The 17590-nt window shown below is 62.5% G+C and carries 23 protein-coding genes; 11 read left to right on the top strand and 12 right to left on the bottom strand.

What is annotated here, in order from left to right; translation table 11 throughout:
* Positions 1–9: 9 nt before the first annotated feature.
* Positions 10–735 carry a DUF4198 domain-containing protein gene (locus ACZ0AV_RS18090; RefSeq protein WP_499152311.1) on the top strand — a complete coding sequence of 242 codons (726 nt, stop codon included), beginning with the start codon at positions 10–12 and terminating at the stop codon, positions 733–735.
* A 91-nt stretch (positions 736–826) separates the two neighbouring features.
* On the opposite strand, the gene hisC is transcribed toward ACZ0AV_RS18090, so the two are convergent.
* The 10 genes from hisC to ACZ0AV_RS18040 form a co-directional block, all read right to left on the bottom strand.
* A complete protein-coding gene (hisC, locus tag ACZ0AV_RS18085) occupies positions 827–1879 on the bottom strand; it encodes a histidinol-phosphate transaminase (RefSeq protein WP_499152310.1) in 1053 nt (350 codons plus the stop codon).
* Between the two features lie 73 nt (positions 1880–1952).
* Positions 1953–3263, bottom strand: a complete 1311-nt coding sequence (gene hisD / locus ACZ0AV_RS18080) for a histidinol dehydrogenase (RefSeq protein ID WP_499152309.1) — start codon at positions 3261–3263, stop codon at positions 1953–1955.
* A gap of 126 nt (positions 3264–3389) precedes the next feature.
* Positions 3390–4025: an ATP phosphoribosyltransferase gene (gene hisG, locus ACZ0AV_RS18075; RefSeq protein ID WP_131178722.1), complete on the bottom strand. Its 636-nt coding sequence runs from the start codon at positions 4023–4025 to the stop codon at positions 3390–3392.
* Between the two features lie 4 nt (positions 4026–4029).
* On the bottom strand, positions 4030–5295 hold the full coding sequence (murA, locus tag ACZ0AV_RS18070) for a UDP-N-acetylglucosamine 1-carboxyvinyltransferase (protein WP_499152308.1): 1266 nt from the start codon (positions 5293–5295) through the stop codon (positions 4030–4032).
* Between the two features lie 15 nt (positions 5296–5310).
* Complete coding sequence (locus tag ACZ0AV_RS18065) at positions 5311–5550, bottom strand: BolA family protein (RefSeq protein ID WP_499152307.1); 240 nt, start codon at positions 5548–5550, stop codon at positions 5311–5313.
* A 252-nt stretch (positions 5551–5802) separates the two neighbouring features.
* Entirely contained in the window at positions 5803–6111 is a 309-nt protein-coding gene (locus tag ACZ0AV_RS18060; RefSeq protein ID WP_499152306.1) for an STAS domain-containing protein, read from the bottom strand.
* Positions 6108–6740: an MlaC/ttg2D family ABC transporter substrate-binding protein gene (locus tag ACZ0AV_RS18055; protein ID WP_499153389.1), complete on the bottom strand. Its 633-nt coding sequence runs from the start codon at positions 6738–6740 to the stop codon at positions 6108–6110. Before ACZ0AV_RS18055 ends, ACZ0AV_RS18060 begins: the two co-directional genes overlap by 4 nt.
* Before the next feature lie 11 nt (positions 6741–6751).
* Positions 6752–7225, bottom strand: a complete 474-nt coding sequence (gene mlaD / locus ACZ0AV_RS18050) for an outer membrane lipid asymmetry maintenance protein MlaD (protein ID WP_499152305.1) — start codon at positions 7223–7225, stop codon at positions 6752–6754.
* On the bottom strand, positions 7225–8022 hold the full coding sequence (gene mlaE / locus ACZ0AV_RS18045) for a lipid asymmetry maintenance ABC transporter permease subunit MlaE (protein WP_499152304.1): 798 nt from the start codon (positions 8020–8022) through the stop codon (positions 7225–7227). Before mlaE ends, mlaD begins: the two co-directional genes overlap by 1 nt.
* Positions 8022–8831, bottom strand: coding sequence for an ATP-binding cassette domain-containing protein (locus tag ACZ0AV_RS18040; protein ID WP_499152303.1), 810 nt, complete (start codon positions 8829–8831; stop codon positions 8022–8024). The genes mlaE and ACZ0AV_RS18040 overlap by 1 nt, the downstream gene beginning before the upstream one ends.
* 248 nt (positions 8832–9079) lie before the next feature.
* Here ACZ0AV_RS18040 and ACZ0AV_RS18035 point away from each other — a divergent pair, with 248 nt between their 5' ends.
* The 10 genes from ACZ0AV_RS18035 (at position 9080) to ACZ0AV_RS17990 (ending at position 16267) form a co-directional block, all read left to right on the top strand.
* Positions 9080–10054 (top strand): KpsF/GutQ family sugar-phosphate isomerase, encoded by a 975-nt coding sequence (locus ACZ0AV_RS18035; RefSeq protein WP_499152302.1) that lies wholly within the window; start codon positions 9080–9082, stop codon positions 10052–10054.
* Positions 10054–10575, top strand: coding sequence for a KdsC family phosphatase (locus ACZ0AV_RS18030; protein ID WP_499152301.1), 522 nt, complete (start codon positions 10054–10056; stop codon positions 10573–10575). The genes ACZ0AV_RS18035 and ACZ0AV_RS18030 overlap by 1 nt, the downstream gene beginning before the upstream one ends.
* Before the next feature lie 9 nt (positions 10576–10584).
* On the top strand, positions 10585–11154 hold the full coding sequence (gene lptC / locus ACZ0AV_RS18025) for an LPS export ABC transporter periplasmic protein LptC (protein WP_499152300.1): 570 nt from the start codon (positions 10585–10587) through the stop codon (positions 11152–11154).
* Positions 11141–11683 (top strand): lipopolysaccharide transport periplasmic protein LptA, encoded by a 543-nt coding sequence (lptA, locus tag ACZ0AV_RS18020; RefSeq protein WP_499152299.1) that lies wholly within the window; start codon positions 11141–11143, stop codon positions 11681–11683. Before lptC ends, lptA begins: the two co-directional genes overlap by 14 nt.
* A 2-nt stretch (positions 11684–11685) precedes the next feature.
* Positions 11686–12411: an LPS export ABC transporter ATP-binding protein gene (lptB, locus tag ACZ0AV_RS18015; protein WP_499152298.1), complete on the top strand. Its 726-nt coding sequence runs from the start codon at positions 11686–11688 to the stop codon at positions 12409–12411.
* Between the two features lie 176 nt (positions 12412–12587).
* The gene (locus ACZ0AV_RS18010; RefSeq protein ID WP_499152297.1) at positions 12588–14096 is read left to right on the top strand and encodes an RNA polymerase factor sigma-54; all 1509 of its coding nucleotides are present in this window, start codon (positions 12588–12590) and stop codon (positions 14094–14096) included.
* Between the two features lie 222 nt (positions 14097–14318).
* Entirely contained in the window at positions 14319–14627 is a 309-nt protein-coding gene (gene hpf, locus ACZ0AV_RS18005; protein WP_074881400.1) for a ribosome hibernation-promoting factor, HPF/YfiA family, read from the top strand.
* 15 nt (positions 14628–14642) lie between these two features.
* Positions 14643–15107 carry a PTS IIA-like nitrogen regulatory protein PtsN gene (gene ptsN / locus ACZ0AV_RS18000; protein ID WP_499152296.1) on the top strand — a complete coding sequence of 155 codons (465 nt, stop codon included), beginning with the start codon at positions 14643–14645 and terminating at the stop codon, positions 15105–15107.
* Positions 15108–15124: 17 nt separating this feature from the next.
* Positions 15125–15982 (top strand): RNase adapter RapZ, encoded by an 858-nt coding sequence (rapZ, locus tag ACZ0AV_RS17995; RefSeq protein ID WP_499152295.1) that lies wholly within the window; start codon positions 15125–15127, stop codon positions 15980–15982.
* A 12-nt stretch (positions 15983–15994) separates the two neighbouring features.
* Positions 15995–16267 carry an HPr family phosphocarrier protein gene (locus ACZ0AV_RS17990; protein WP_499152294.1) on the top strand — a complete coding sequence of 91 codons (273 nt, stop codon included), beginning with the start codon at positions 15995–15997 and terminating at the stop codon, positions 16265–16267.
* Between the two features lie 227 nt (positions 16268–16494).
* Here the strand turns inward: ACZ0AV_RS17990 and ACZ0AV_RS17985 are convergent, their stop codons facing one another.
* Together ACZ0AV_RS17985 and ACZ0AV_RS17980 are read right to left on the bottom strand one after the other, a co-directional pair.
* A complete protein-coding gene (locus ACZ0AV_RS17985) occupies positions 16495–17106 on the bottom strand; it encodes a superoxide dismutase (protein WP_499152293.1) in 612 nt (203 codons plus the stop codon).
* 13 nt (positions 17107–17119) lie between these two features.
* Positions 17120–17569 (bottom strand): DUF2753 family protein, encoded by a 450-nt coding sequence (locus ACZ0AV_RS17980; protein WP_499152292.1) that lies wholly within the window; start codon positions 17567–17569, stop codon positions 17120–17122.
* Between the last annotated feature and the right edge of the window lie 21 nt (positions 17570–17590).

The raw sequence follows: 17590 nt of genomic DNA, 5'->3' as shown, positions 1-17590 counted from the left end.
GGACGCATCATGCGCATCTCAAGCAAAACCGCCGCCCTGCTGGCACTTCTCACCCTGGCCGGCCAGGCCGGCGCCCACGGCCTGTGGACCGAACAACGACGCGGCAACATCGAAGTCGTTTATGGCCACGGCGCCGAAGACGACGCTTTCAAGGCCGACAAGGTCAGTCGCGCGTGGGCCTTCAATGCGGCGGGCAAGACCATCCCGGTGACCATCGAGCGCCTGGCTGACCACGCCCGCCTCAACCCCCTCAGCGCCCCGGCCTCGTTGGCAGTGGCACTGGACAATGGCGCCTGGTCGAAAACCGCCGACGGCAAGTGGCTCAACCAGGGTCGCAGCCAGGTAAGCAATGCCGTGGAGGCTCTGCACACCTATAAATACAGCCTGTCGATCCTCGAGGCGCATGCCCACCTGCCAGACCTCAAAGGCCTGCGCATGGTAATCGTGCCCCTGGCCGATCCGCTTGAAATCGGGGTCGGCAAGCCGCTGCCCGTGCGTGTGCTGATCGATGGCAAGCCGGCCGCCGGCATCAAGCTGATCGGTGATTACCGCAGCGCGCCGGACCAGGTCAGCGCCACAACCGATGCCAAGGGTGAAGCACAGGTCGTGGTGCGCAACGAAGGCCTGAACATCATCGCCGCCGAGGCCAGCCAGGCCGTCAAAGGCGATGCCGACATCGACAGCAACGGCTATTTCACGTCGCTGACGTTCATCGGCCAAGGGCATCATCACTGATCCGATACCCCGCGGTTCGCGCCAAGCGTGGCGGCGAACCGGCAGAAAAAAGCCAGGGCATTTGCCCTGGCTTTTCCGTTCACGCCGACAATCAGACTGAGGCGAGGGCGTCGAGCAGCGCCTGATTCTGCTCTGGCGAACCGATGCTGATACGCAGGAACTGGGCGATGCGTTCCTGCTTGAAGTGACGCACGATCACCCCCTGCTCGCGCAGCGCCGCAGCGATACCCGCGGCGTCATGCTGCGGGTGGCGGGCAAAGATAAAGTTGGCCGCCGACGGCAGCACCTCGAAACCCAGCGCCTGCAAACCGGCGGTGACCTGCTCGCGGCTGTCGATCACCGCGGCGCAGGTCTGCTCGAAATAGCCACGGTCCTCGAAGGCTGCCGCGGCGCCGGCGATGGCGATGCGGTCCAGCGGATAGGAGTTGAAGCTGTTCTTGATCCGCTCCAGCGCCTCGATCAGGTCCACGTGCCCAACCGCCAGGCCGACGCGCAGGCCGGCCAGGGAGCGAGACTTGGACAGCGTCTGGGTGACCAGCAGGTTCGGGTACCTGTCCACCAGGCTGATCGCCGAAACCCCGCCAAAGTCGATATAGGCCTCGTCGACCAGCACCACACTGTCCGGGTTGCCCTGCAGCAACCGCTCGATGGCCTCCAGCGGCAGCAGGCAGCCGGTCGGCGCATTGGGGTTGGGGAAGATGATGCCGCCATTGGGCCGGGCGTAATCCTCGATGCGGATCTGGAACTGCTCGTCCAGCGCCAGCGGCTCGGCCTGAATGCCATACAGCCCGCAGTAGACCGGGTAGAAGCTGTAGCTGATGTCCGGGAACAGCAGCGGCTTGCCGTGCTGGAACAGGCCATGAAACGCGTGGGCCAGCACCTCGTCCGAACCGTTGCCGACGAATACCTGAGCCGGCTGCACGCCGTAGAAGTCGGCAACGGCCAGTTTCAGGCGGTCACCATTGGGGTCGGGGTACAGACGCAGGTCGTCGTTCAGCTCTTCGCGCATGGCAGCGATTGCCTTGGGCGACGGACCATAGGGGTTTTCATTGGTATTGAGCTTGACCAGCTTGCTCAGCTTGGGCTGCTCGCCGGGCACATAAGGCACCAGGTTCTTGACGAAGGGGCTCCAGAATCTGCTCATTTACCCTTCTCTCCTCGCATTCGATGGGGTCACTGGGGGACCGGCTGACGAACCGGTTCCACCCTGCCTGCAATCAGTTCTTGATGCGGTATTCGGCGCTACGTGCGTGGGCGGTCAACGACTCGCCACGGGCCAGCACCGACGCGACCTTGCCAAGCTCGGACGCGCCTTCGGCCGAACACTGGATGATCGACGAACGCTTCTGGAAGTCGTACACCCCCAGCGGCGACGAAAACCGCGCCGTGCCCGAGGTCGGCAGCACGTGGTTGGGACCTGCGCAGTAATCGCCCAGCGCTTCGGCCGTGTAGCGACCCATGAAGATGGCGCCTGCATGACGGATCTGCGGCAGGTAGTGCTCGGGGTCCTCGATCGAGAGTTCCAGATGCTCCGGTGCGATGCGGTTGGCCACTTCGATGGCCTGCGCCATATCGGCTACCTGAATCAACGCTCCGCGGCCTTCGAGCGAGGTGCGGGCAATCGTCTCGCGCTCCAGGCTGGGCAGCAACCGCTCGATGCTCTCGGCGACCCGGTCGAGGAACGCCGCATCAGGGCTGACCAGGATCGACTGCGCGTCTTCGTCGTGCTCGGCCTGGGAGAACAGGTCCATGGCGATCCAGTCGGGATCGGTCTGGCCGTCGCAGACGACGAGGATTTCCGACGGCCCGGCGATCATGTCGATGCCCACCTTGCCGAACACGTGGCGCTTGGCGGTGGCCACGTAGATATTGCCGGGACCGACGATCTTGTCCACCGGCGGTACGCTCTCGGTGCCATACGCCAGCGCGGCTACGGCCTGGGCACCACCGATGGTGAACACCCGATCGACACCGGCGATCGCTGCCGCGGCCAGCACGATCTCGTTGATTTCACCGCGCGGGGTGGGCACCACCATGACCACTTCCGACACCCCGGCGACCTTGGCCGGAATCGCATTCATGAGTACCGAAGACGGGTAGGACGCCTTACCGCCCGGCACGTAAAGACCGGCACGGTCCAGCGGCGTGACCTTCTGCCCCAGCACCGTGCCGTCGGCCTCGGTGTAGGTCCAGGAATCCTGCTTCTGCTTTTCGTGGTAACTGCGCACCCGCTCGGCAGCGATTTCCAACGCCTGACGCTGCTCGGCGGTAATGCGCGTGAGCGCCAGCTCCAGGCGCTCGCGAGGCAGGATCAGGTCGGCCATCGATGCCACCTCGAGCGCATCGAAACGCTGGGTGAATTCGACCAGCGCCGCATCGCCGCGCTCACGCACGGCCTTGATGATGTCCAGCACACGCTGATTGACGCCCTCGTCCGACACGCTTTCCCAGCTCAGCAGATGATCCAGATGATGAGCGAAATCCGCGTCGGCAGCGTTGAGTCGGCGAATGGCAACTGGAGCGGTCATGGCTGAAGCCTCATCTGGAGTTTTTTCAGGCGCCACATTAACAGGCCTCTCCGTGTGGGCACCTGAAAAATTGGCTATGGCACGGATAGGCGTTGCGCGGCCCAGAGCAGGCCGCGCCGGAGAGCATCAATGCGGATGGTGCGTCTCGACCGCTTCGCGCAGCGTATCGATGAGGGCCTGGATACGGCCATGCTGCATCTTCATGGACGCCTTGTTGACCACCAGGCGCGAACTGATGTGGGCGATCAGCTCCTGCGCTTCCAGGCCGTTGGCACGCAGCGTGTTGCCGGTGTCGACCACGTCGATGATCTTGTCGGCCAGGCCCACCAGCGGGGCCAGCTCCATGGAGCCGTACAGCTTGATGATATCGACCTGGCGCCCTTGCTCGGCGTAGTAGCGCTTGGCGACATTGACGAACTTGGTGGCCACGCGCAGACGGCCCTTGGGCTCAGCGGCGCCGACCGCACCGGCGGTCATCAGCTTGCAGCGGGCGATGCGCAGGTCCAGCGGCTCGTAGAGGCCCTGGCCGCCGTATTCGAGCAGCACGTCCTTGCCGGCGACGCCGAGATCGGCAGCGCCGTGCTCGACGTACGTCGGCACATCGGTGGCCCGCACGATCAGCAGGCGAACGTCGTCCTGGGTGGTGGGGATGATCAGCTTGCGGCTCTTGTCCGGATTCTCGGTCGGCACGATGCCTGCCGCCGCGAGCAGCGGCAGGGTGTCATCGAGAATGCGGCCTTTGGACAGGGCAATGGTCAGCATGGGGTCAGCCCGGCACGCGGCGAATCTTCGCCCCCAGTAATTGCAGTTTCTCCTCGATGCATTCGTAGCCACGGTCGATGTGGTAGATGCGATCGATCAGCGTGTCACCCTCGGCTACCAGCGCGGCGATCACCAGGCTCGCCGAAGCGCGCAGGTCGGTGGCCATCACGGGCGCGCCTTTGAGCTGCGCGGTGCCGGTAACGATGGCGGTGTTGCCTTCGACCTGGATCTGCGCGCCCATGCGGCTCATTTCGTAAACGTGCATGAAGCGGTTTTCGAAGATCGTCTCGATCACCGTGCCCGTGCCTTCGGCAATGGCATTGAGGGCAATGAACTGCGCCTGCATGTCGGTCGGGAACGCCGGGTACGGCGCGGTGCGTAGGCTCACGGCTTTGGGCCGCTTGCCTTTCATGTCCAGTTCGATCCAGTCGGGACCGGTGGTGATCTCGGCGCCCGCTTCCTGCAGCTTGGCGAGCACCGCTTCCAGGGTGCTCGGGTCGGCGTCCTTGACCTTGACACGACCGCCGGTGGCGGCAGCGGCGACCAGATAAGTGCCGGTTTCGATCCGATCGGGCATCACGTTGAAACGCGCGCCGTGCAGGCGCTCCACGCCATCGATGGTGATGGTGTCGGTGCCGGCGCCCTGAATCTTCGCGCCCATGGCGATCAGGCAGTTGGCCAGGTCCACCACTTCCGGTTCACGGGCGGCGTTCTCCAGCACGGTACGACCCTTGGCCAGGGTGGCGGCCATCAGGATGTTCTCGGTGCCGGTAACGCTGACCATGTCGAAGAAGAAGTGCGCGCCGCGCAAACCGCCTTCCGGCGCCTTGGCCTTGATGTAACCACCTTCGACGTCGATCACCGCGCCCATGGCTTCGAGGCCGCGGATGTGCAGATCGACCGGACGCGAACCGATGGCGCAGCCGCCGGGCAGCGCCACTTCGGCTTCACCGAAACGCGCGACCATGGGGCCGAGCACCAGGATCGAGGCGCGCATGGTCTTCACCAGCTCGTACGGCGCGACCAGGGTTTTCATGGTGCGTGCGTCGACTTCGACGCTGAGCTTTTCGTCGATGATCGGCTCGATGCCCATACGGCCGAACAGCTCGATCATCGTGGTGATGTCGTGCAGGTGCGGCAGGTTGCAGATGGTCACCGGCGCATCGCCAAGCAGGGTCGCTGCCAGAATCGGCAACGCGGAGTTCTTGGCGCCGGATATGCGGATCTCGCCGTCGAGGCGCACGCCACCGGTAATGCTTAATTTATCCATAGCTAATTCGTCGTCTCAGGAGCGCGCGGCCCAATCGGCACGGCTGAAGAATTTCATGCTCACGGCGTGGATACTGCCATCGGCGATCCAGGGATTGAGGTGAGCGTAGACTTGCTGTTGACGCTTGACCGGGCTGAGGCCCGCCAGCTCATCGCTGATCAGGTTGAGCTGAAAATTGCAGCCTTCGCCCTCGACCTCCACCTGAACATCCGGCAGTTGGGTCTCCAAGAAACTTTTTACCTCAAGGGCCTGCATGCTCAACCTCGATCAACGTATTCAATAAGCGTAAACGCCGCAGAGCAGCGCCTGTTTACTGCGTTTGCCGGACATTGCGCGGAGGTCGGGCAGCTACGATGCTGGCCACACGATCCGCCTGCGGCCTCGGCAAGCGCCTGTAGACATGGGGGCAGGCATCATACCAAAAATTTGCCGGGAGCAATTTTCGGCGTGGTCAGTGTCGCCAAAGGCCGCGGCCCGAGCCGAAGCGCCAACTGGCCGACGGCGCCTTCAGGCTTGCAGGGGCAGCACGTGGTGCAATTCGCACACCTTGGCGATCCCACTCATGTCCTGCGGCAGGTTGCGAATGCTCAGCACCTTGCCCGCAGCCCGGGCGTCTCGGGTGTAGCACAGCAGCAGGGACAGGCCGACGCTGCTGGACTTCTCCACTGCCGAACAATCCACCACACAGGCATCACCCCGGGTGTCGCGAATCAGCCGGCCGCCCTGCTCGCGCAACGCGGGGCCACTCTGGTAGTCGAGCACACCGCAAAGCGCCAGCAGACCCGGCGCCTGTTCGACGATCGCTGACGAACTCACGACGTACCCCGCGCCTGACGGGCCCGTGCCACGGTGTCGGCCCAGGTGTCGATAACCTTGTCGAGGTCGTTGCGGTTGGTCTGCATAGACTGGGCGAACTGGTCGCGGAACAGCTTGCCGACGTTGATGCCGTTGATCACCACGTTGCGCAATTTCCAGGTACCGTCCATGGCGACCATGGTGTACGACAGCGGGTAGACCGTGCCCTTGCCGTCGCGGATTTCCATGTTCACCGAGGTGCGCTGCGGATCCTGCTTGCCGGACGCCGGGATCACGCGGATGTCCTGATTGTTGTATTCGAGCAGCGCGTTGCCATAGAACTGCATCAGGCTGCGCTTGAAGTTTTCCTGGAAGCGGGCCATCTGCTCGGGCGTGGCGTCACGCGAGTAGCGCACCGTCATCACGCTGCGCGACACGCCGTCGACATCCACCACCGGCCCGAGGATCTCGTTGAGCGAGTTGTAGAAGGCATCCGGGTTCTTGCGGTATTCGTCCTTGTTGGCCTTGAGGTCGGCCAGCAGCGTATCGGTGGTTTCCCGCACGACCTCGTGGGCGGCGGGTGCGGCCAGGGCGAGCAGCGGCAAGCTGGCCAGCAGAGCGACTAGGCTGTTGCGCACGGTCTTGATCATCGTCGGGTACCTCATTGGCTGTCCTGATCCCGGTTGACCGAATTGAGCAGGAACTTGCCAATCAGGTCTTCGAGCACCAGAGAAGACTGGGTGTCGTGAATGGTTCCACCATCGGCCAGCAGCTCTTCGTCGCCGCCAACGCTGATGCCCACGTACTTTTCACCGAGCAGCCCTGCGGTCAGGATCGACGCGGTGGAGTCCACCGGAAGATTGTCGACATTGCCATCAAGTTCCATCGTTACGCGCCCGGTGTAGCTGTCGCGGTCCAGATCGATGGCCGTCACACGGCCGATGCTGACGCCCGCCATGGTCACCTTGGCACGCATGGTGAGCCCGGCGATATTGTCGAAGTGCGCATACACCTTGTAAGTATCCACGGCACTGCCAGGGGCCAGACCACTGACCCGCAGCGCCAGCAGCAGCAGGGCCAGCAAGCCGGCGAGGAGGAACAGGCCGACACCGATTTCCATCGTGCGGTTTTGCATCAGAAATCTCCAAACATCAAAGCGGTCAGAATGAAATCCAGCCCCAAAACGGCCAGCGAGGCGTACACCACCGTACGGGTGGTGGCGCGGCTGATGCCTTCCGAAGTCGGCTCGCAGTCGTATCCCTGAAACACGGCGATCCAGGTGACGACGAAAGCGAAGACCAGGCTTTTGATTATCCCGTTGAGTACGTCTTCGCGGAACGAAACACTGTTTTGCATATTGGCCCAGAACGAGCCCTCGTAAACGCCCAGCCAGTCGACGGCGACCATCGCGCCGCCCCAGATGCCCACCACGCTGAAGATCATGGTCAGCAGTGGCATGGAAATGAACCCGGCCCACAGCCGCGGTGCGACGATGTGCTTGAGCGGGTCGACGCCGATCATCGCCAGGCTCGACAACTGCTCGGTGGATTTCATGTTGCCGATCTCGGCCGTCAGCGCCGATCCGGCGCGCCCGGCGAACAGCAGCGCCGTGACCACCGGCCCCAGCTCACGCAGCAGGGTCAGCGCCACCATTTGCCCCACCGCCTGCTCGGAGCCGTACTTGGCGAGGATGCTGAAGCCCTGCAGCGACAGCACCATGCCGATGAACAGCCCGGAGACGATGATGATGGCCAGCGATAGCACGCCAACCGAATACAGCTGCTTGATCAGCAGTTGCAGCGAATTGCCCGATGTGCCGCGCCCGAACAGCGCGCGCAACAGAAAGATCGTCGAACGCCCCAGCGCGGCGACCACATCGATGCCCGCACGCCCGAACAGGCGCACGCGCTCGAGTGAAGATGTCCTGCGCATCAGCGCCCTCCCAATAGATCGTCGTGGTAGCTAGGCGCTTGAAAATGGAAAGGTACCGGTCCGTCCGGTGTGCCCTGCATGAATTGACGCACTCGTGGATTATCCGAGTCACGCAGCTCGGCCGGCGTTCCCTGGCCCAACACCTGGCTGTCGCCCACCACATAGATGTAGTCGGCAATGCTCGCGGTCTCGGCCAGATCGTGAGACACCACGATACTGGTGATGCCCAGCGCGTCGTTGAGCAGACGGATCAGGCGCACCAGCACGCCCATGGCGATCGGGTCCTGCCCGACGAACGGCTCGTCGTACATGAGGATCTGCGGGTCCAGGGCGATCGCCCTGGCCAGCGCGACCCGTCGCTTCATGCCGCCGGAGAGCTCATCGGGCATCAATTCGATGGCCCCACGCAAGCCAACCGCCTGCAGCTTCATCAGAACAATGTCACGAATCATTTCTTCGGGAAGCTGGGTATGCACACGCAGCGGGAAGGCCACGTTTTCGAACACATCGAGGTCGGTGAACAGCGCGCCACTCTGAAACAGCACGCCCATCTGCTTGCGCATGTCGAACAGCTCGCTGCGCGACAGATCGGGCAGGTTCAGGCCATTGACGTGGATTTCCCCGGCACTGGGGCGCAACTCGGCGGCGATCAGCCGCAACAGGGTGGTCTTGCCGCAGCCCGAGGGCCCCATGATCCCGGTGACCTTGCCCCGCGGGATGCAGATGTCGACATTCTTGAAGATATGACGCGCGCCGCGCTGGAAACTCACGTTTCTCAGTTCGACCGCGTACTGATTTTCGGCGCTCATCGGAACTCCATTGCGTACAGCCTTCCTAATAGACGCCGTGCATGGGGATAAGGGCACGACCATCAGTCATACGGGCCGAAAATTGGCTGCGGACTATAGCATTTGCACTATGGCCCGCCAAAGCCAAGCGGCGCGCACGTTCAGGTATGTGACAGTTTTACCATTTCGCAGGCGCAGCATGAATGGTGAGTCCGGTGGCCTTTCCCGCTATAATCCCTGTCTTTTTCGTCCAGCAGCCCAAGCCGAGCATGAACCAGACCCGCGACCTTATTGATTCCGCCCAACGCACCATCCGCCTCGAGATCGAGGCGGTACAGGAGCTGCTGCCTCGCATCGACGCCAATTTCGTCAAGGCCTGCGAGCTTATCCTGGCCAGCAAGGGTCGCGTGGTCGTGGTAGGGATGGGCAAATCCGGGCACATCGGCAACAAGATCGCGGCGACCCTGGCGAGCACCGGCACCACCGCCTTTTTCGTTCACCCGGCCGAAGCCAGCCATGGCGACATGGGCATGATCACCCGTGAAGATGTGGTGCTCGCACTCTCCAACTCGGGCTCCACGGCCGAGATCGTCACCCTGCTGCCGCTCATCAAACGCCTCGGCATCACCCTGATCAGCATGACCGGCAACCCGGAGTCGCCGCTGTCCAAGGCCGCCGAGGTGAACCTCGACACCCGCGTCGCCAAGGAAGCCTGCCCGCTCAATCTGGCGCCGACCTCCTCGACCACCGCTTCACTGGTGCTCGGTGACGCACTGGCCATCGCCCTGCTGGAAGCCCGCGGCTTCACCGCCGAAGACTTTGCCTTCTCGCACCCGGGCGGCGCCCTCGGCCGGCGCCTGCTGCTCAAGGTCGAGAACGTCATGCACGCCGGCGCCAGCCTGCCGCAGGTCAAGCGTGGTACCGGGCTGCGCGATGCGCTGCTGGAAATGACCCAGAAAGGCCTGGGCATGACCGCCGTGCTCGAAGAAGACGGCCGCCTGGCCGGTGTATTCACCGATGGCGACCTGCGCCGCGCCCTGGACAAGGGCATCGACGTGCGTGACGCGCGCATCGACGACGTCATGACCCCGCGCGGCAAGACCGCCCGCGCCGACATGCTTGCCGCCGAGGCCCTGAAGATAATGGAAGACAACAAGATCAGCGCCCTGGTGGTGGTCGACTCGAATGGCTACCCGGTAGGCGCCTTCAACCTTGGCGACCTGCTGCGTGCGGGGGTAATGTGATGAACGAACTGCTACAGCGCACGCGCGCCATCAAACTGGCCATCTTCGATGTGGATGGCGTGCTCACCGACGGCAAGCTGTACTTTCTGGTCGACGGCAGCGAGTTCAAGACCTTCAACACCCTGGACGGCCAGGGCATCAAGATGCTCATCAACTCGGGCGTGCGCACCGCCATCATCAGCGGCCGCAAGACTCCGGTCGTCGAGCGCCGCGCACAGAACCTCGGCATCCAGCACCTGTACCAGGGCCGCGAAGACAAACTCGACGTGCTCGACGAACTGCTCGCCGAGCTCGGCCTGGACTACCAGCAGGTCGCGTACCTGGGCGATGACCTGCCCGACCTGCCGGTGATTCGCCGGGTCGGCCTGGGCATGGCGGTCGCCAGCGCCAACGACTTCGTCCGCGAACACGCCCACGGCGTCACCCAGGCCCGCGGCGGCGAAGGTGCGGCGCGCGAATTCTGCGAACTCATCATGCGTGGCCAGGGCACTCTCGAAGCCGCCCAGTCCGCCTACCTCTAGGGCCTGCCGATGCTGCGCAAATTCATCACTCCCGTCCTGCTGATCCTTGGCGCCCTGCTGCTGGTCGCCGCAGGCTACTGGAACATCAACCCGGACAGCTTTTCCGGCCGCCCCCAGCAGACAGGCCCGGACAACCCGATCGATTTCTACGCCATCAACGCCCGTAGCGTGCAGTACCTGCCGGACGGCAAGGTACAGAGCGATATCACCAGTGACCGCCTCGAGCATGTGCAGAGCACCGATGTGACGATGCTCACCGAGCCGCGCATGAACCTCTTTCGCGGCACCGAGTTTCCCTGGAAGGTACGCAGCGCGCGCGGCGAAGTCGGCCCCGATGGCGATCAGGTCGAACTGATCGACCAGGTACGCGTGGAGCGCACCGACGAAAAAGGCCGCCCCACTATACTCACCACCAGCCGCCTGACCGTATTCCCGCAGAAGGAATATGCGCAGACCGAGCAAGCCGTTAGAATCGACGCAGCCAACGGGGTGACCACGGCACAAGGAATGAAAGCGTACTTGAATGACGGCAGGATGCTCCTGCAGTCCAACGTAAGAGGCCAGCATGAGGTTCGTTAAAACCCTCCCCCTACTTCTCAGCCTCGGCGCAACGCTAGGAAGCGCAAGCGCCTGGGCTCTGCCGAGCGATCGCGATCAGCCGATCCGCGTGCAGGCCGACAGCGCCGAACTGGACGACAAGCAAGGCGTGGCGGTGTACCGCGGCGACGTGGTGATCACCCAGGGCACCCTGAAGATCACCGGCGACACCGTCACCATCACCCAGAACGCCCAGGGCGATATCGACGTGTTCACGTCGGTCGGCAAGCCGGCCTATTACGAGCAGCAGCCAGCGGCCGACAAGCAGATCGTCAAGGCCTATGGCCTGACCATCCAGTACTTCGCGGCCAATGAGCGCATCGTGCTGATCGACCAGGCCAAGGTCGTGCAGGAAGGCAATACCTTCGAAGGCGAGAAGATCGTCTACGACACGCGCCGCCAGATCGTCAACGCCGGCCGCGCCACAGGCACCAACGTGTCGAGCCCGCGCCCGCGCATCGACATGGTGATCCAGCCGCAGAAAAAACCCGCAGCCGAGCAGGGCCAATAACCATGGCCACCTTGAAAGCCCAGCATCTGGCCAAGAGCTACAAGGGCCGCCAGGTCGTGCGCGACGTCAGCCTGAGCATCGACAGCGGACAGATCGTCGGCCTGCTAGGCCCCAACGGCGCAGGCAAGACCACCTGCTTCTACATGATCGTGGGCCTGGTTCAGGCTGACCAGGGTCGGGTACTGATCGACGATCTGGACATCAGCCACCAACCCATGCACGGCCGTGCTCGCGCCGGGATCGGCTACCTGCCGCAGGAAGCCTCAATCTTCCGCAAGCTCAGCGTCGCCGATAACATCATGGCCATCCTGGAGACGCGCAAGGACCTGAACCGCGACCAGCGGCTGCAGGAACTCGAGAGCCTGCTGCAGGAATTCCACATCACGCACATCCGCGACAACCTGGGCATGAGCCTGTCCGGCGGTGAACGCCGCCGCGTGGAAATCGCCCGGGCGCTTGCCACCTCGCCGAAATTCATTCTGCTCGATGAACCCTTTGCCGGTGTCGACCCGATCTCCGTTGGCGACATCAAGCAGATCATCCATCACCTCAAGGCCAAGGGCATCGGCGTACTGATCACCGATCACAACGTGCGTGAAACCCTGGATATCTGCGAAACCGCCTATATCGTCAGCGACGGGCAACTGATCGCCGAAGGTGACTCCGCCGCCATCCTCGCCAATCAGGTGGTCAAGGAAGTCTATCTGGGCCACGAATTCCGTCTGTGACAGGCTTCCCCATCGATGAGCGCCTGCTGGAGCCAGCTACCATCGCCGCCGTATCGGTGTGACGAAATGGTAACAGCCCCTAGGCAAAGCGCTCGGGTTCAGGCATATAATTTGCTTTATAGTGGCGCTTTGTCGCCATGCCGTCGATTGCGCACAGACGCCGGATAAGGTCTGCAATGAAACCATCGCTAGTCCTGAAAATGGGCCAGCAGCTGACGATGACACCGCAGCTGCAACAAGCCATTCGCCTGCTCCAATTGTCGACCCTGGACCTTCAACAGGAAATCCAGGAGGCGCTGGAGTCCAACCCGATGCTCGAGCGTCAGGAGGAAGGCGACGACTTCGACAATTCGGACCCCATGGCCGATGGCGCAGAAAGCGCCACGACCGCCGCCGCCCAGGAAGAAAAGTTTCAGGAACCGACCTTCCAGGAAAATACGCAGACCGTCGACAACCTGGAAGAAGGCGAATGGGGCGAACGCATTCCCAGCGAGCTGCCTGTCGACACCGCCTGGGAAGACGTCTACCAGACCAGCGCCAGCAGCCTGCCAAGCAGCGACGACGACGAATGGGACTTCACCACCCGCACCTCGGCAGGGGAAAGCCTGCAGAGCCACATGCTCTGGCAGCTCAACCTGGCACCGATGTCGGACAAGGATCGCCTGATCGCCGTGACCCTGATTGATTGCATCAATGGTCAGGGCTACCTGGAAGAGACGCTCGAAGAAATTACCGATGCCTTCGACCCCGAACTCGATGTCGAGCTCGACGAGGTCGAGGCGGTGCTGCACCGCATCCAGCAGTTCGAGCCCTCGGGCATCGCGGCGCGCGACCTGCGTGAATGCCTGCTGCTGCAACTGCGCCAGTTGCCTTCCAGCACGCCATGGCTGAGCGAAGCCCTGCGCCTGACCAGCGATTACCTCGACCTTCTCGGCGGCCGCGATTACAGCCAGCTGATGCGCCGCATGAAGCTCAAGGAAGATGAGCTGCGCCCGGTCATCGAGCTGATCCAGAGCCTCAACCCGCGGCCCGGCTCGCAGATCGAATCCAGCGAGCCCGAGTACGTGGTGCCTGACGTCATCGTGCGCAAACACAACGACCGCTGGCTGGTGGAGCTCAACCAGGAAGCCATGCCGCGCCTGCGCGTCAATGCCCAGTACGCCGGCTTCGTCAAACGCGCCGACTCCAGCGCCGACAACACCTTCATGCGCAATCAGTTGCAGGAAGCACGCTGGTTCATCAAGAGCCTGCAGAGCCGCAACGAAACCCTGATGAAGGTCGCTACGCAGATCGTCGAGCATCAGCGTGGTTTCCTCGACTACGGCGACGAGGCCATGAAGCCGCTCGTGCTGCACGACATCGCCGAGGCGGTGGGCATGCACGAGTCGACCATTTCACGCGTCACCACGCAAAAGTACATGCACACCCCGCGTGGTATTTACGAGCTGAAGTATTTCTTCTCCAGCCATGTGAGCACCTCCGAAGGCGGTGAATGTTCTTCCACCGCCATCCGCGCGATCATCAAGAAACTGGTCGCGGCGGAAAATGCGAAAAAGCCATTGAGCGATAGCAAGATCGCTGGTTTACTGGAAGCACAGGGCATTCAAGTGGCGCGCCGAACAGTCGCCAAGTACCGTGAATCGCTCGGTATAGCACCTTCGAGCGAACGCAAGCGACTGATGTAAGGTGCCCTTGTAGCGGTATCTCTAAAGACGTTGGCGAGGCAGTTAGCGCAAGGAAAAAACAGGCGAAAAGCGCAGTTTACGAGCTGTAAATGAGCATTTGAGTCTGTTTTTGACGCAGATGGCAACGTAGGTAGTTTTTAGAGGTACCGCGTAGCAAGCCCCAGTGTTCCTGTGGCAGGTTCTCCAACCTGCCACTCACACACGGCAACAAGGAGAAGCGGTATGCAAGTCAACATCAGTGGGCACCAGCTGGATGTGACAGACGCACTACGCAGCTACATCGAGGAGAAACTCGGACGCCTCGAGCGGCACTTCGACAAGATCACCAACGTGCAGGTCATCCTGGAGGTCGAGAAGCTCAAGCAGAAGGTCGAAGCGACCTTGCACATTGCCGGAGGCGAAGTGGTCGCCAACGCCGAGCACGACGACATGTATGCAGCCATTGATCTACTGACCGACAAACTCGACCGCCAACTCATCAAGCACAAGGAAAAACAGCTCGACCGTCAGCAGGGTGCAATGGCCCGCTGACCTCGTCCTTCTCCTATGATCCGACTTGAAAACATACTGACCCCCGGCCGTTCCCTCGTGAACGTGCCGGGCGGCAGCAAGAAGCGTGTACTCGAACAGATTGCCGCCGTGATCGCGCGTGACCTGCCCGATCTCGATGGCCAGATCATCTATGAAAGCCTCGTCGCCCGGGAGAAACTGGGGTCGACCGGCTTTGGCAATGGCATCGCCATCCCGCACTGCCGCCTGCCTGGCTGCACCACCCCCATCAGCGCCTTGCTCAAGTTGAGCACCGCGGTCGACTTCGACGCCATCGACGGCGCTCCCGTCGATCTGCTGTTCGTCCTGCTGGTTCCTGAGGCAGCGACCGACGAGCACCTCGAGCTGCTGCGTCAGATTGCGAGCATGTTCGACCGTGAAGAAGTTCGTGAGCAACTTCGCCAGGCCCAGGACAGCGCCTCCCTGTACCAGACCGTCGTGAACGTGCAGAACGGCCACTAGCCCCACAGGATGAGCCCATGCGCCTGATCATCGTCAGTGGCCGTTCCGGCTCGGGCAAGAGCACAGCCCTCGACGTGCTCGAGGACAACGGTTTCTATTGCATCGACAACCTCCCCGCCGGCCTGCTGCCCGAGTTGGCGGAACGTGCGTTGTTGCATACCGAGCTGTTGCACCCGCAGGTGGCGGTATCGATCGATGCGCGCAACCTGCCCAGCCAGCTGAAGCGTTTTTCCGAATTGCTCGACGAGGTGCGAGGTCGCAACATCCACTGCGATGTGCTGTACCTCGATGCCAGCGAAGAAACCCTGCTCAAGCGCTTTTCGGAAACCCGCAGGCGTCATCCGCTGACCAACGAACAACGTTCGCTGGCCGAAGCGATGAGCGCCGAAACCAAGCTGCTGACGCCGATCATCGACCGTGCCGACCTGAAGATCGACACCACCCACCTCAACCTCTACCAGTTGCGCGACACGCTCAAGCTGCGCCTGCTCAACCAGCCGGAGCCGGGAACCGCCTACCTGATCGAATCCTTTGGCTTCAAGCGCGGCATGCCGGTCGACGCCGACCTGGTGTTCGACGTGCGCTGCCTGCCCAACCCCTACTGGAAACCCGAGCTGCGTGATTTCACCGGCCTCGAGCAGCCTGTCGAGGAGTACCTGGCAGCCCAGGCCGATGTCGAGGACATGTACCAGGATATCTTTGCCTACCTGCATAAGTGGTTGCCGCGTTTTGCCGCCAGCAATCGCTCCTACGTTACGGTCGCGATAGGCTGTACCGGCGGCCATCATCGCTCGGTCTACCTCGCCAACCGTCTGGGCAACGCCCTCAAGCCACTGCTGAAGAATGTTCAGATCCGCCACCGCGACCTCAGTTAAGGAACAGCCGCGATGCCTGCCCGTGAAATCACCATCATCAACAAACTCGGTTTGCACGCACGCGCGGCCGCCAAGTTCGTCGGCGTGGCGGGGCGCTTCCCGTGCCAGGTGAAAATCGGTCGCGACCCGCAGAGTCTGGTCGACGGCAAAAGCATCATGGCGGTGATGATGCTGGCTGCAGGCAAAGGTACTCCGGTGCACCTGCACACCGACGGCGAGCGGGACGAGGAAGCACTGCAGGCGCTTGTCGACCTGATCAACAACTACTTCGACGAGGGCGAATGAAGGCTGGGCGCAGGAAGGGTAGCGCGCGGGATTTCAGCCTGCATACATGAAGAAGGGCCGGCAATTGCCGGCCCTTCTCATATCCAGGCCTGAAACTTCGAGGCAAGAACGATCACGCCCACGAAGAGCAGCATCACACCCAGCGCGTAACGCAACCAACGACGATTGGCGACGATGAACCCGTGAAACGGGCCCATGCGTAATCCGGGTCGATTGCGCTGCATCGCTCAGGCCAGGGCAGCCTGGTAACGACGCGCCACTTCGGCCCAGTCGACGACATTGTAGAATGCGCCGATGTACTCCGGACGGCGGTTCTGATAACGCAGGTAGTACGCGTGCTCCCAAACGTCCAGGCCGAGAATCGGCGTATTGCCATTCATCAACGGGCTGTCCTGGTTACCGGTGCTTTCGACCACCAGCTTCTTCTGCGGCGTTACGCTGAGCCAGGCCCAGCCGCTGCCGAAACGGGTCAATGCAGCCTTGGTGAAGGCTTCCTTGAACGCTTCCAGGCCACCGAGCTGGCTGTCAATCGCAGCTTTCAGTTCACCCTGGGGTTCGCCACCGCCGTTGGTGCTCATCACCGTCCAGAACAGCGAGTGGTTAGCATGCCCACCACCGTTGTTGATGACCGCACCACGCTTGTCCTCGGGTACTTCCTTGAGGCGGGTCAGCAGCTCTTCGACTGGCAGCTCGCCAAGCGAATTGCCTTCGAGTGCCGCGTTGAGGTTGTTGACGTAGGTCTGGTGGTGCTTGCTGTGATGGATCTCCATGGTTTGCGCATCGATGTGCGGCTCCAGGGCATCGTAGGCGTAAGGCAGAGCAGGCAGGCTATACGGCATGGTTTCACTCCTTCTAATGGTACTGACGAATGACAGACGCCGAGCGTGCTGTCGGTGATGCATCGCCAGGCGCATGGGCACCCAGCACTCGATCTGTACGGGGGTAGGCCCCGTGCTCGGCCACAAAGTTCAACAGACTGACGTAGGTGTGTCTGCTGTGATTCAGTGCAGCCTGGCGCAGGGCTGGCGTCAGCTGTTCGCTGCTCACGCAGCGCAACAGGTATTCATGGCACGCGCAAAGGTGCTCGGCCGCCTCCTCCGGGTGGCCGATCGTCACCTGCAGGTCGGCCAGGTTGTGCTGGGACACGACGAGCGCCGCCACCGCGGTATCGGCATCCCGCCAGCGCTCGAACAGCACCTGCACCAGGGCCAGCGCCTGCAGGTACTGCTCACGCGCCTCGACCCACGCGCCTTCGTTGAAGTAGCGGTTACCAGCCTCGACGAGTCGTTTCCACTGCTCCATGAGTGTGCCCCCGTGCCTTGG

This window comes from Pseudomonas sp. AC532, from assembly GCF_979258965.1.
Note: the sequence above shows the minus strand (reverse complement) of the source record. Positions and strands in the feature narration are given on the sequence as shown.